General features: G+C 38.3%; 13 protein-coding genes. 9 read left to right on the top strand and 4 right to left on the bottom strand.

Annotation, left to right across the window (positions count from 1 at the left end; genetic code table 11):
* Window positions 1-4 precede the first annotated feature (4 nt).
* The 3 genes from clpA (at window position 5) to WBW42_RS13475 (ending at window position 4,128) form a co-directional block, all read left to right on the top strand.
* Window positions 5-2,281, top strand: a complete 2,277-nt coding sequence (gene clpA / locus WBW42_RS13485; protein WP_032055972.1) for an ATP-dependent Clp protease ATP-binding subunit ClpA — start codon at window positions 5-7, stop codon at window positions 2,279-2,281.
* Window positions 2,282-2,284: 3 nt separating this feature from the next.
* The gene (locus WBW42_RS13480; protein ID WP_005069026.1) at window positions 2,285-2,647 is read left to right on the top strand and encodes a YnfA family protein; all 363 of its coding nucleotides are present in this window, start codon (window positions 2,285-2,287) and stop codon (window positions 2,645-2,647) included.
* 425 nt (window positions 2,648-3,072) lie between these two features.
* Window positions 3,073-4,128 (top strand): 3-deoxy-7-phosphoheptulonate synthase, encoded by a 1,056-nt coding sequence (locus tag WBW42_RS13475; RefSeq protein ID WP_005073981.1) that lies wholly within the window; start codon window positions 3,073-3,075, stop codon window positions 4,126-4,128.
* Between the two features lie 48 nt (window positions 4,129-4,176).
* Here WBW42_RS13475 and WBW42_RS13470 read toward each other — a convergent pair whose 3' ends face one another.
* The gene (locus WBW42_RS13470; protein WP_002120883.1) at window positions 4,177-5,094 is read right to left on the bottom strand and encodes an alpha/beta fold hydrolase; all 918 of its coding nucleotides are present in this window, start codon (window positions 5,092-5,094) and stop codon (window positions 4,177-4,179) included.
* A 2-nt stretch (window positions 5,095-5,096) separates the two neighbouring features.
* The gene (locus WBW42_RS13465; RefSeq protein WP_005073984.1) at window positions 5,097-5,657 is read right to left on the bottom strand and encodes a PadR family transcriptional regulator; all 561 of its coding nucleotides are present in this window, start codon (window positions 5,655-5,657) and stop codon (window positions 5,097-5,099) included.
* A gap of 135 nt (window positions 5,658-5,792) precedes the next feature.
* Between WBW42_RS13465 and WBW42_RS13460 the strand changes: the two genes are divergently transcribed.
* The 4 genes from WBW42_RS13460 to WBW42_RS13445 all read left to right on the top strand — a co-directional run bounded on the left by WBW42_RS13460 (window position 5,793) and on the right by WBW42_RS13445 (window position 10,164).
* Entirely contained in the window at window positions 5,793-7,817 is a 2,025-nt protein-coding gene (locus WBW42_RS13460) for an NADPH-dependent 2,4-dienoyl-CoA reductase (RefSeq protein ID WP_032070606.1), read from the top strand.
* Window positions 7,818-7,888: 71 nt separating this feature from the next.
* Window positions 7,889-8,296 carry a nuclear transport factor 2 family protein gene (locus WBW42_RS13455; protein ID WP_032055976.1) on the top strand — a complete coding sequence of 136 codons (408 nt, stop codon included), beginning with the start codon at window positions 7,889-7,891 and terminating at the stop codon, window positions 8,294-8,296.
* A gap of 37 nt (window positions 8,297-8,333) precedes the next feature.
* Complete coding sequence (locus WBW42_RS13450; RefSeq protein WP_032055978.1) at window positions 8,334-9,050, top strand: SGNH/GDSL hydrolase family protein; 717 nt, start codon at window positions 8,334-8,336, stop codon at window positions 9,048-9,050.
* Between the two features lie 19 nt (window positions 9,051-9,069).
* Window positions 9,070-10,164 (top strand): YheT family hydrolase, encoded by a 1,095-nt coding sequence (locus tag WBW42_RS13445; RefSeq protein WP_032055980.1) that lies wholly within the window; start codon window positions 9,070-9,072, stop codon window positions 10,162-10,164.
* Between the two features lie 62 nt (window positions 10,165-10,226).
* Here WBW42_RS13445 and WBW42_RS13440 read toward each other — a convergent pair whose 3' ends face one another.
* Both WBW42_RS13440 and WBW42_RS13435 read right to left on the bottom strand, forming a co-directional pair.
* A complete protein-coding gene (locus WBW42_RS13440) occupies window positions 10,227-11,072 on the bottom strand; it encodes a metal-dependent hydrolase (protein WP_025468387.1) in 846 nt (281 codons plus the stop codon).
* Between the two features lie 240 nt (window positions 11,073-11,312).
* Window positions 11,313-11,768 (bottom strand): hypothetical protein, encoded by a 456-nt coding sequence (locus WBW42_RS13435; RefSeq protein WP_032055984.1) that lies wholly within the window; start codon window positions 11,766-11,768, stop codon window positions 11,313-11,315.
* Window positions 11,769-11,991: 223 nt separating this feature from the next.
* On the opposite strand from WBW42_RS13435, the gene pyrG reads away from it, so the two are divergent.
* Together pyrG and kdsA are read left to right on the top strand one after the other, a co-directional pair.
* The gene (pyrG, locus tag WBW42_RS13430) at window positions 11,992-13,629 is read left to right on the top strand and encodes a CTP synthase (RefSeq protein WP_002121060.1); all 1,638 of its coding nucleotides are present in this window, start codon (window positions 11,992-11,994) and stop codon (window positions 13,627-13,629) included.
* 30 nt (window positions 13,630-13,659) lie between these two features.
* Window positions 13,660-14,517, top strand: coding sequence for a 3-deoxy-8-phosphooctulonate synthase (gene kdsA / locus WBW42_RS13425; RefSeq protein ID WP_002121042.1), 858 nt, complete (start codon window positions 13,660-13,662; stop codon window positions 14,515-14,517).
* The last annotated feature ends 8 nt before the right edge of the window (window positions 14,518-14,525 follow it).

Genomic DNA, 14,525 nt, shown 5'->3' with positions numbered 1-14,525 from the left:
TTACATGCTCAGTCGTCAATTAGAAGTATCATTACGTTTGGCTGTTAGCATGGCTCGTCAAAAGAGACATGAGTTTCTTACAGTTGAACATTTATTATTAGCACTACTCGACAACGATTCAGCCGTGAATGCATTAAAAGCATGTGGGGCTGATATAGTTTCTTTGCGTAAAGAATTAGAAGAATATGTAGAACAGCATACTCCTAAGCTTGGCGAAAATAGCGAGCAAGCGCCTCATCCAACAGAAAGTTTCGACCGCATTTTGCAACGTGCTATTTTTCACGTGCAATCAAGTGGCGGCGATCGTACTGTTGAAGGTGCAGATGTTTTGGTCGCAATGTATTCAGAGCGTGATTCTTTTGCTGTGTATTTACTTAAACGTCATCAAATCAATCGTTTGACATTGACTCAATACTTGTCTCATGGGACACGTAAAGACGAAGTACAAGTTGAAGAAGAAGTTGAAGATATTGAAGGTGAAACTAGCGCAAGCAATGCAGGGCCACTTGAGCTTTATACGCTGAATCTAAATGTTGAAGCGCAAAAAGGCAAAACTGACCCATTGATTGGTCGTGAAAAAGAAATTGAGCGTACAGCTCAAATTCTGTGTCGCCGTCGCAAAAACAATCCATTGCTTGTAGGTGATCCAGGTGTAGGTAAAACCTCGATTGCCGAGGGTTTGGCATGGTTAATTGTGAATGGTAAAGCACCTAAACCTTTAAGTCAGGCTGAAATTTATAGTCTGGACATTGGTGCATTAGTTGCTGGAACTAAATATCGTGGTGACTTTGAAAAACGTTTAAAACAACTGCTTAATGCATTGAAGAAAAATCCAAATGCGATTTTATTCATTGATGAGATTCATATGATCATTGGTGCAGGCTCAAGTATGGGTAGCACAATGGATGCGTCAAATCTTATTAAGCCAGCTTTAGCTAATGGTACTTTACGTTGTATTGGTTCAACGACTTTCCAAGAATATCGTCAGGTTTTTGAAAAAGACCATGCGTTATCTCGTCGTTTCCAAAAAATTGATGTCAATGAGCCAAGTATTTCGGAAACGATTGATATTTTACGTGGATTGAAAACTAAGTTTGAAGATTTCCACCACGTACAATATGACGATAAGGCTTTGGTATCAGCTGTAGAGCTTTCTGCTAAGTTCATTAATGATCGTTTCTTGCCAGATAAGGCAATTGATGTCATCGATGAAGCAGGTGCTCAACGCCGTTTGAAAGCTGAAACTGATGATAGCTTGATTACCGTAGAGAATATCGAAGATATCGTTTCTAAGATTGCTCGTATTCCACCAAAAACTGTGTCTAAAGATGATAAGTCAGTGCTTGAAAATCTTGAGCGTGATTTAAAACGTGTGGTGTTTGGTCAAGACGAAGCAATTACTGCATTAGGTTCAGCGATCAAGTTATCTCGTGCTGGTTTAAAATCACCAGATAAACCAGTGGGTAGTTTTGTTTTTGCTGGTCCAACTGGGGTAGGTAAAACTGAGGTTACTAAGCAGCTCGCTAAATTATTAGGTGTAGAGCTTGTACGTTTCGATATGTCTGAATATATGGAACGTCATGCAGTTTCACGCTTAATTGGTGCACCTCCAGGGTATGTGGGTTATGACCAAGGTGGTTTGCTTACAGATGCGATTCATAAAAATCCGCATTGTGTCTTGTTGCTTGATGAAATTGAGAAAGCACATCCAGATGTGTTTAATCTATTGCTACAAATCATGGATCATGGCGCTTTAACGGATAACAATGGACGTAAGTCAGACTTTAGAAATGTGATTATTGTTCTGACTACGAATATTGGAGCCGAAAGTATTTCTCGTGCGAGCATTGGTTTCACGGAACAAGATCATAGTTCTGACAACCAAGAAGCGATGAAACGTGCTTTCTCACCAGAGTTCCGTAACCGTCTAGATGGTGTTATTCAATTCAAAGCATTGCCAACAACTGTGATTGAGTCTGTAGTCGACAAATTCTTGACAGAATTACAAGCGCAATTGGATGAAAAACAAGTTGTGCTTGATGTTGATCAAAGTGCACGAGATTGGTTAGCTACAAATGGTTATGATCGTTTGATGGGTGCTCGTCCAATGCAACGTCTCATTCAAGAGCACTTGAAGAAACCACTCGCCGAAATGATTCTGTTTGGTGAACTTGCAGATCATGGTGGTAACGTGGCTGTATCGGTGAAAAAAGAAGATGGCAAAGCTGTCGGCTTAAAACTTGAAGTGTTTGAAGATCATCATACGGCAGAACCAGCATAACTTATGTTAATTGATAGTCTTGCTATAACCCGAATACTCAGTGTATTCGGGTTATTTATTATCACGGCAATTGCTGAAATTCTTGGTTGTTATTTTCCTTATCTGATTTTAAAAGAGGGTAAGTCGGCTTGGCTGTGGCTACCTACGGTCTTAAGTCTGGCTATCTTTGTATGGTTGTTGACTTTACATCCGGCAGCTTCTGGGCGCATTTATGCGGCCTATGGCGGTATCTATATTTTTACTGCGCTTATGTGGCTACGCTTTGTTGATCAGGTGGGATTAACAAGATGGGATATATTAGGTGGTCTAATTGTGCTTTGTGGAGCTGGTTTAATTATTTTGCAACCTCAAGGGTTGATTCGTTAATGCATCATTGAATCAAATCTTAAGCGAGAAAATAAGAAGTTTTTTTCAAAAAAAAGACTTGTCAAACTCATCAACAATGCGTATTTTAGATTTAAGGAACATTTTTTAATATTTGAGATAAAGATGTTAAATCAATCTGTGAACACTAACGCTTATTATTACTTTTGGCAATTTAGATAGTTGCCTGAGCGTATTCGGGCATGAGAAAGTTGCCCATCACAGTTAATACCTGATCGGCAACCCCGATCAGGTTTTTTTATGCTTTATCTTTTTAGAATCGAGGAACTTAAAATGAACAACATGACTTATTCGTACTTTAGCAACTTTTATTGGTTTTACTTTTGCTTACCTTTACCAACGAATAGATCCAAAACGCTCAAATAAATGATCGGACTGAGTAGATTGCAGTCCCAAGGAAAAAACCAATGAATGCCCTAAATACTTTACTGACTCAAACCAATACAAAAGAAACACCAGTTAGTTTACCTATCCAGTTAAAAGCGAAATACCCGCTTGCACACTCTTTCGCACGTCAAATTGCCGAACACCGCCAAATTATTCAAAATATTCTTAACGGCAAAGATCATCGTCTAATGGTAATTACAGGGCCTTGTTCAATTCATGATCCAGTTGCAGTACTTGAATACGCTGAAAAACTACAAAAATTACAAGAAAAAGTTAAAGATCAGATTTTTATCGTGATGCGTACATACATTGAAAAACCACGTACCACAGTTGGTTGGAAGGGGTTCATGTATGATCCGAATTTAGATGGCTCATCAAATTTACAACTTGGTTTAGAAAAATCTCGTGAACTGTACCTACAAATTATTGAAAAGGGCTTGCCAATTGCGAGTGAAATTTTAAGCCCAATGGCAACTGGCTATTTTGATGATTTATTGGCTTGGGGTGCAATTGGAGCTCGCACAAGCGAATCTCAGATTCACCGTGAAATCTCTAGTCATATGCCATACAGTATTGGTTTCAAGAATGGTACTGATGGTTCTATTCAGATTGCACTAGATGCGATTCAATCCGCGCAAAATGAACATCAATTTTTAGGAATGAATCAACAAGGCTTGCCTTCAGTGATTCAGAGTGCTGGAAATCCATTACCTCACTTGATCTTGCGTGGTGCGAATCATGGGCCAAATTACGATTTGGCTTCAATTCAGGCTATACGCGAAAAGTACAAACAGAATTTACCTGCACTGGTGATTGATTGTAGTCATGGTAATAGTGGGAAAGATCCGTTGCGTCAGCCAGAAGTTTTACAGCAAATCGTTGCTGAACGTTTAAAAACACAAGTTCGAGGTGTCATGATTGAAAGTCATTTGGTTGATGGTAACCAAAAGATTTCTTGTGATATGACCTATGGCCAGTCAGTAACTGATGGTTGTTTAGGGTGGGAAAAAACAGAGCAGCTTTTATTAAATGTCTCGAAGCAATTAAAGACAAAAGAATTAGCTCATTCCGCTTAATTATTTATGGGCTTTAAAAAGGGATCTGTAAATAGATCCCTTTGTTTTTTAAGAAGCATGCTTGAGTTCGGATAAGAATGTAGTGATTTCATGCCCAAACTTTTTAGGCTCGGTTAATAAAGGTGTATGGCCTGAACGTTCAAAATATATTGCTTTTGCATGCTCAACGCTATGTGCAATTAGTGTCTGACCAGTTTCTGGATAAAGTGTCGAATTACGACCAATAAAGAAAGTGGTAGGACATGCTAACTGCTGAATTGCTTCTCGATAATCTTCATTATGATAAAGATAGTTTTCAACATACCAAAACAAGTAATCCAAACGTTGAATAGGTAATAAGTATTTTTGTAGAAAAGGCTGTTTTAAAGCTGTTTTAAAAACTAGTGGACTAAATGGATTGCTACTTTGTAACTCAATAAAATCTACCCATAGACGGACTAGTTCTTGTCGATCTGGAAGAGATAGTTCATAAAGATATTTGGCGTTTTTATGCTTTAGCAATAATTGATAAATATCATTTAATAGTTGTTTGAACTGAGTGTGAAGAGGGCCGAATAAACCATATTCCCAAGTTGAATCTACTGATATTTTGGGTGTCTGATCAATATGTAAATAGGCTTTTAACTGCTGTGCAAGTTGAGCGTGTTTCATGCCATGCATGGCAGTTGTCGCGCCCATTGAATAACCCATCAAAATAAAGTTATCGAGTTTTAATTGATCTATCAAATGAGCAACATCTTGCCAATGACTAGAAATGGCATCTTGCTCGGGAATTGCACAATTCTTTGACCCACCGAAACCACGCCAGTCTGGAATAATAAACTCATATTCTTTACGGTTTGCATAAATAAACGGTAGCCACTGCCAACTTTGCATGCCAAGGCCAGATAAAACCAAAACAGGCTCACCACGACCAACACGGCGTACAAATAAATTTTCCCGATCGGGCATGGTGTAATACGGCATGGCTATTCTCCAGATGGGTTATCTTGGGCAAAGAGTTTTAATTGAGGGATGACTTGTTCCAACCATTTGATCCATTCACTTTCCATCGTAATTCCAAGTTCTAAGATCATTTTGTGGATGTATAACACACGGTCATTTAGATCATCGCTGTCTTTAAAATCTTTATCATAAATACTTTGATAAAGTTTGAGCTTCTCTTGATGTAAACCAAGATGCCTTAACAATTCAGGTAATATCTGATTATTGCTCAATTGTGCTTCTGCACGCAATCTAACCATTAAATCATCACGAAGCTGCGCAGGTTCACTTTGTTGCGTCATCCATGAAGCCAGTTCTATACGACCCAGTTGTTCGACCTGATAGGTTTTTTTTCGGCCATTATCCATTTCATTTTCTAAAGTGGAAACCCAGCCTTTTTTAAGCATGTTATTGAGTTCACGATAAATTTGCTGGTGAGTGGCATTCCAGAAAAAGCCCATTGAGCGGTCAAAGCGACGGGCAAGTTCAAACCCTGTACTTGGACGTTCAAGCAAGCTGGTCAATAAAACATGAGGAAGTGACATGGCAATCCAGTTTGTAAGCAAAAGTAAAGTGTGACTCATGAGATTATGCAACATGTTGCATAAAAGTCAAAATTTGATTATAAATTTATGCAACAAGTTGCATTAGCAAGCTTGTTGCTAGCCATAGGAGAAAATATGTCGGCTTATCCACATTTATTAAAGCCACTTGATTTAGGCTTTACTAATTTAAAAAACCGTGTGCTTATGGGGTCGATGCACATTGGATTAGAAGAAGCACCGCAAGGATATGAGCGCATGGCTGCATTTTATGCTGAGCGTGCGAAAGGTGATGTGGGGTTAATTGTAACTGGCGGTGTTTCTCCAAATGATGATGGTGTTGTCTTTAGCCACGGAACCAAACTAGATACAATTGAAGAAGCTGAAAAACATAAAGTAATTACCCAAGCTGTTCATGAAGCTGGGGGTAAAATTGCTATGCAGATTTTACATACGGGTCGTTATTCTTATCAGGCAAATAACGTTGCACCTTCAGCAATTCAAGCACCGATTAACCCGATTAAGCCTAAAGCTTTAAGCTCTGCGGAAGTACAACAAACCATTGATGACTTTGCCAACTGTGCCAAACTTGCTCAATATGCGGGCTATGATGGTGTAGAAATCATGGGCTCCGAAGGTTATTTAATTAATGAGTTTATTGCAGCTCGTACGAATCATCGTGATGATGAATGGGGCGGTAGTTACGAAAATCGTATCCGCTTCCCAATTGAAATTGTAAAGCGTACGCGTGAATTAGTCGGTGAAAACTTTATCATTATTTATCGTCTATCCATGCTTGATTTAGTTGAAGGCGGTTCAAGTTTTGATGAGGTGATTCAGCTTGCAAAAGAAATTGAAAAAGCTGGTGCAACCATAATCAATACTGGTATTGGTTGGCATGAGGCGCGTATTCCAACAATTGCAACCAAAGTTCCGCGTGCTGCATTTACTTGGGTGACTGAAAAACTCAAAGGTGAAGTCTCTATACCTTTAATTACTTCTAACCGAATCAATACGCCTGAAATGGCTGAACATGTATTAGCATCTGGTCATGCTGATATGGTGTCTATGGCACGACCAATGTTAGCTGATGCTGAGTTTGTCTTGAAGGCAAGTCAAGGCCGTAGTGATGAAATTAATACGTGTATTGGGTGCAACCAAGCTTGTTTAGATCATATTTTCTCAATGAAAATTGCAACTTGTTTAGTAAACCCGCGTGCATGTTATGAAACTGAGCTGATCTTTAAAGAAGCTCAGGTTAAAAAGAATATTGCTGTTATTGGTGCGGGTCCGGCAGGTTTAAGTTTTGCGGTATATGCAGCTGATCGCGGGCATCAAGTTAAAGTTTTTGAAGCAAGTCATCAAATTGGTGGTCAGTTTAATATTGCAAAAACAGTTCCTGGAAAAGAAGAGTTCTACGAAACTTTACGCTACTTTAGTCGTCAAATTGAATTGCGACCAAATATTGAACTTGTATTAAACCATCAAGCAACTTACGAAGAATTAAGCCAAGCAAATTTTGATGAAATTGTGGTTGCAACAGGTGTAACGCCTCGTCAATTACAGTTTGAGGGAATTGATCATCCTAAAGTACTGAGCTATTTACAGGTTTTAAAAGAGCGTGTGCCAGTAGGACAACGTGTTGCCATTATTGGAGCGGGTGGTATTGGTTTCGACACAGCTGAATATCTTACTCATGAAGGTGAAAGTGGCAGCTTAAATCCAGAAAAGTTTTATGAAGAATGGGGAATCGATACTCAATATGAACATGTAGGCGGTTTAAAACAGCCAAAAGTTGAGGCCTCTGAACGAGAAATCTATTTACTACAACGTAAAACTGCTGCTGTAGGTGCTGGTTTAGGTAAAACAACAGGCTGGATTCATCGCACAGGACTAAAAAATCGTCAGGTCAAAATGTTTGCAGGTGTGCAATACGACAAGGTAGACGATCAAGGTTTACATATAATTATGGATGGGAAACCAAGTGTACTTGAGGTTGACCATGTGGTGATTTGCGCAGGCCAAGAGTCATTTACTGCAATGTATGATCAGTTAAAAACAGATGGAAAAAAAGTTCATTTAATTGGTGGCGCTAAAGAGGCAGGTGAACTAGATGCAAAACGTGCAATACGCCAAGGCGCTGAATTAGCAGCAACACTATAAATTTTTATGGGCATTTTTTTAAAGAGAAATGCCCATTACTTCTTTGGTTAAATTATAGGATATAAAAAACAATGACACTCGAAACAACAAAACAGTCTTTAGAAAAATGGCATGAAATGGTTCAGGCTGGTAACTTATCCGATCTAAATGACTTGCTGGCGGATGAAGTGGTTTTTCGCTCACCAGTTGCTTACAAACCTTATGAAGGAAAGCAGGTCGTTTTCTTCATTCTTACCAATGTGATTCAGGTGTTCGAAGACTTTACCTATCATCGTGAGTTTTATACAGAAGACGGTGAAAATGTAGTGTTTGAGTTCAGTGCCAATGTTAGTGGTAAATCATTAAAAGGTATTGATATGATTCGTTTTAATGAACAAGGCAAAATTATTGATTTTGAAGTAATGATACGTCCAATGAGTGGCTTAGCTGCATTGGCTGAACAAATGGGTATAAGAATTGCTAAGTTTCAACCTCAATAATTTTAGTAAATAGCTTAGTAAGATAGAGATCAATAAAATGTGGTTAAAGCTTTCAACTCTAGTATTGCTTCCTGTACTGTTTGTACAAGGAACAAAGGTTCGTAAGAATACACCACGATTGCTAGAAGCAAGCGGTGATAGAGAAGGCACCGTTGGCAAGGGAAGACCTCTATCATTACTTATTTTAGGAGACTCTGCCGCAGCAGGTGTTGGGGTAGAAAACCAAAAAGATGCTTTATCTGGTGCAATTATTTCTGAGTTGCAAGATCAATATTCGATACGCTGGAAACTGCATGCAAAAACAGGTGATACAACTAAGCAGGTTTTTCAAGCAGTACAGCATTTAGAGCAACAAAATTACGATGTGGTGGTTACGTCGATTGGTGTTAATGATGTCACGAAACTAACCTCAGCAAGTTCATGGATAAAACAACAAAAACAATTATTTCAATATATACAGGCACGTTTTCAGCCTAAGCTCATTATTGTTTCTGGTGTTCCGCCAATGCAGCATTTCCCAGCGTTACCAAATCCATTGGCTTGGTTGTTTGGAAAATATGCGGAACAAATGAATCAGGTACTAGATAAATGGTTAGAATCACAAAACCAATTTAAGTTCATTCAATATGATATTGAGCATTTTCAAGCGATGAATCTGCCTATGGCAAGTGATGGTTTTCATCCGAGTAAGGAAATTTATGCAATTTGGGGACAACAGGTTGCAGCCTTAGTGCGGCAATCATTTAACTCATAATCAGAGGTAGTGATTGAAAATGGGCATATCTACTTTAAATAAAATTAAAGCTTTCGGTTCAGAATTGTTCGATTCGGTATTAGGTGCTGAACAGCCAAAAATCTATTATGATCCAAATGGGAAAATAAAAGATATTCTGGAGAAATTGCCCCAGCTCAAGCAAAAATATCGGCCCACACCGTGGTTAAGCAACAATCATGTTCATCTTTTATATTTTGATATTATTAGAAAAAAAACCATTAAGCTTGAATATGATCGTATTGATCAGCTCACCATGAAAGATGGTGGCGTAACTGCAATCGCGTGGTATGGCTATGATCTTCCTTCAGATACTCCAACAGTTGTCATTATGCATACCATTACAGGGACCCCTGAAAGTATGCGTGAACTTGTGAAAGATATACATCACTATACAGGATGGAGAATAGCGCTATGCTTACGCCGTGGGCATGCTGGCTTACCTATGCCTGTACCACAGATTTCTCTTTTTGGATCAACAAGCGATCTTAAAGAGCAACTTGAACATATTCAAAATTTGTTTCCTAAATCGGATTTATACGCTGTAGGTTCCTCTGCTGGAACAGGACTACTGGTTCGCTACTTAGGAGAGCAAGGTACTGACACGCCATTTAAAGCTGCCTTTGCAATGTGTCCAGGCTACAATACAGAGATAGGCTTTAAAAATGTTCATCCGTTTTATAGCAAAATGATGACCAAAAAGTTATTCAAGTATTTTATTCATCCTTATCAAAATACATGGAACCAACTTTCTTCTATTGAAAAAGTTCTGGCGACCACAAGTCTGGAAGAGTTTGAGAAAGAATATTTTGAAATGGCTGGCTTTGAAGATTATCAAAGCTATTGCCAAGCCATTAATCCAATTTATGTATTTGAGAATGTCAAAATACCATTAATGATTCTTAACGCTGAGGATGATCCTGTCTGTTCTATTAAAAATTTGGAACCTTACAAAGAAACGATTCAGCAAATGAGTAATATTGCGGTAATCACCACAAAAAAAGGAAGTCATTGTGGCTTCTATGAAGGTTGGAAAAGTACATCATGGGCTGCCAAATTAATATCAAATTATTTTTTGGTCGAACATAAACAATAACGGTAATTTGCAATAAGTTAAATAAAGCCCATTCAATAGATGGGCTTTATAATTTTATTAGATCAAGATAAAAGCAATTTGGGATCTTTTAGTCCAATTTTGATTTTTGTGCTAGCCACGAGGTCTTTTTCATCTGTTTGGTTGGGATGAAAATCAAAGCGATAATAATCAAAAAATTGGGGGATCAATGTTCTATATTGTTTATTCGCAAAACTAAAGAACTTACGCCAAGATTTGAAATTTAAAAGTTGATGATCCCGTTTCATAAGAACAAATTGATAAATTGTTGAAAAACCGGTAATCAAAAATAGACTTAAAGTAAAGACTGTAATGCGAGGAAGGTATGCACTTAAGCCGCTTCCATATAAATGTTGATAGAGATCAAAGGCCACAGCTTTATGTTCAGTTTCTTCAATACTATGCCATAGCCATAAATTGCGAATAGTTGAGTCCGTCATCAATTCATTAACGGATTGCATCATACTAACCACAAGTACTGCTGTGTAATGTTCTAGACCTACTGTTACAAGCAAATTCCATTTTTTACTAAAAACTTTTTCAATAGTTTTTAAAACGATGCCAGTTACTTTTTCTAAAGATTGAGGATCTAAACCATATTGCTGTGCACTTACATGAAAAGCATGATGTTCTTTTGAGTGCATTGCTTCTTGGCCAATAAACGCACTGATTTCCCGATCTAAAATTTCATTCGACTTTGCTTTGGCGCGTAAAGCTCGAACAGAGCGAACGAAATATGATTCACCTTCAGGGAATAATGTAGATAAACCCGTAAAATAATGGGTAAAAGTGGGTTCATTATTACACCAGTAGCGAGGTACATTTTCAAAATTATAGTCCATACGACGGACTGGAAATGAGGCGGGGACACGATTTGATACTGTATTCATTCTAGGCTCCAATCTTCTTTTAATTAAAGTTCCAAAAAGGAACTTGTTGAAAAACTACATCGCCATATATCTATCGTCAATGTTTTTTGAAGTGAAAAAAGTAGATTGTCCCTAATTGATAACTAAGAAAACTTTAAAGATAAATAGAAAGAAAAGTAAAACTTATTATTGTGTTGATAACTTAAATAATATTTAAAAAGCCCAAACTGATGGTTCAATTTGGGCATATCGCATACGAACTTAGTTCTTAAGCGCTGGAGTAGCAGCCGCAATTGCAGCAGCAACAGCATCATCTTCACTTTGAGCTGGTTCAGCTGGTTTAGATGGTTTTGGCTCTGCTTTTGCTTCAGGCTTAGGTTCAGGTTTTGGCTTTGGTTCTGCTTTAGGTTGCTCAGAAACATTTGTTTGTGAATTTTGCTCAGCTTGTGCAGGGCGAGTTTCACGGCGAATTTCAGTTGTCGTATTTGCTGTTTCTTCGTGATGCACCTCAACTTGCGTTGGTTCCTGAGTTTGAGCTTCTTCAGTTTGAACACTTTCTAGAGACTCAAATTTTGCAGGTTCAGCAGGTGTAGGTTCTGAAACAGCAGTTTCAACCTTTTCTTGCTCTTCTTCTTTAGGTGTTTCTTTTTTGACACATGCGGTTAACAATAGTCCAGCAGCAATTGCAGCACAGATTAAAAGTTTTTTATTTGCCATTGTCCTAAACAACATTTAATTGAGGAGCTGGCATTATAACAGCAAAAGAGAATGAAAAAATCATGTGAGATTGACCTAAATTTTTATTAAAAATGCTGATAGAATAGCCAGTTGTTTAATGATCTTTGAATTGATGCGGTTTGACTTTGCTTTATAGGGGCAGAGTACAGTAAAATTGCCAAACATTGTAGGCCGATTTCGGCTTGATTGTACGAGAAACTTAATGACCCATTTTATTTTTGTCACTGGTGGTGTAGTTTCATCGCTAGGTAAAGGTATTTCTGCTGCTTCAGTTGCTGCACTTTTGGAAGCCCGTGGCTTAAAAGTCACAATGGTTAAAATGGATCCCTACATTAATGTCGATCCAGGGACAATGAGCCCTTTCCAACATGGTGAAGTTTTTGTCACAGAGGATGGTGCCGAAACTGATCTAGACTTGGGTTATTACGAACGTTTCTTACGTCGTGCGAAAATGACCAAACTTAATAACTTTACCAGTGGTCGTGTATATCAGGACGTTTTAAATAAAGAACGTCGTGGTGACTACCTTGGTGGTACAGTTCAAGTTATTCCTCATATTACTGACAACATTAAAGAACGTGTACTTCGCGCAGGTGAAGGCTACGATGTTGCTATCGTAGAAATTGGCGGCACAGTAGGTGATATCGAATCACTTCCATTTATGGAGTCAGTTCGTCAATTAATGGTTGAGCTTGGTCATAAAAGAACCATGCTTATGCATTTAACTTTGTTGCCATATATCAAATCTGCAGCAGAGCTTAAGACAAAACCAACTCAACACTCTGTAAAAGAGTTGCTTTCGATTGGTATTCAACCAGATATTCTTATCTGTCGTACTGAATATGATGTGGATGTTGATACTAAACGCAAAATTGCATTGTTCACTAACGTAGAAGCACGTGCTGTAGTGGTATGTAAAGATGCGAAAACGATTTATCAAATCCCACGTACATTCTATGAACAAAACGTTGATGACTTGATCTGTGAGCGTTTTGGATTTAATGATCTTCCAGAAGCAAACCTAGAAGATTGGGACAATGTAGTCGAAGCATTACTAAATCCTGAATACACTTTACGTGTAGCTATGGTTGGTAAATATGTTGAATTACCAGATGCTTATAAGTCTGTGAATGAAGCGTTATTACACGCAGGTATTAAAAATCGCGTAAAAGTACAAATTGATTATGTCAACGCTGAAGAACTTGAAAGCCAAGACGTATCTATTTTAAGTACAGCTGACGCAATTTTAGTTCCAGGCGGTTTTGGTGAGCGTGGTACTGAAGGCAAAATGAAAGCTATTCAATACGCACGTGAAAACAAAATCCCATTCTTGGGTATTTGTTTAGGCATGCAATTGGCTGTTATTGAATACGCTCGCCATGTTGCAGGTATGCCAGAAGCTTCTTCTACAGAATTTAATCGTTCTACAAAATATCCACTCATTGGTTTAATTACTGAATGGTTAGATGAGCGCGGTGAATTACAACAACGCAGCCTTGAGTCTGACCTAGGTGGAACTATGCGTTTAGGTGCTCAAAAATCTGAATTGGTTGAAGGCACAAAAACACGTGAAGTCTACGGTAAAGCTGAAATCACTGAGCGTCATCGTCACCGTTATGAAATGAATAACCGTTTCATCGAGTCGATTGAACAAGCTGGTATGAAGATTTCAGGTTACTCTTCAGCACAACATTTAGTTGAAACTGTAGAAATTCCTGAACATCCTTGGTTTATTGCTGTACAATTCCACCCGGAATTTACAAGTTCACCACGTGATGGACATCCATTATTTGCTAGTTTTATTGACGCTGCAAAAACACAGCATCAAAAAAGTAAATAATGCGATTTTAAATAAACTGGGAAAGTTTAAATGTCACAATTAAAACCACAAGAAGTTGTACGTTTAGGCGATATACAAATGGCAAATCATTTGCCATTTGTATTATTTGGCGGAATGAACGTACTTGAATCAAAAGATTTAGCTTTTGAAATTGCAGAAACATATGTTGATATTTGCAAACGCTTAGATATTCCTTATGTATTTAAAGCGAGTTTCGATAAAGCAAATCGTTCTAGTCTACATTCATTCCGTGGTCCTGGACTTGAAAAAGGTATCGAATGGTTAGGTGATATTAAAAAACATTTTAATGTTCCTATCATTACTGATGTGCACGAGCCATATCAGGCTGCACCAGTTGCAGAAGTAGCCGATATTATTCAATTACCCGCTTTCTTAAGTCGTCAGACTGATCTTGTCGAGGCGATGGCGAAAACACAGGCTATTATTAATATTAAGAAAGCCCAGTTTTTAGCACCTCATGAAATGCGCCATATCCTGCACAAATGTTTAGAAGCAGGAAACGACAAACTTATTCTTTGTGAACGTGGTTCAGCATTTGGTTATAACAATCTTGTTGTAGATATGCTTGGCTTTGACACAATGAAAGAAATGAATGTGCCAGTTTTCTTTGACGTGACACATGCGTTACAAACCCCTGGTGGTCGTTCTGACTCAGCAGGTGGTCGTCGTGCTCAAATTACAACTTTAGCACGCGCTGGAATGGCAACTGGTTTGGCTGGATTGTTCTTGGAAGGACACCCAGATCCAGAACATGCAAAATGCGATGGACCTTGTGCATTACGTATGTCGCAACTTGAACCGTTCTTGGCACAAATAAAAGAATTGGATACTTTAGTTAAAGGATTCAAAAAGTTAGACACCCATTGAGTTGTTTT

Source organism: Acinetobacter sp. LT1 (assembly GCF_059800965.1).
This window is presented reverse-complemented; position numbering and strand designations above follow the sequence as displayed.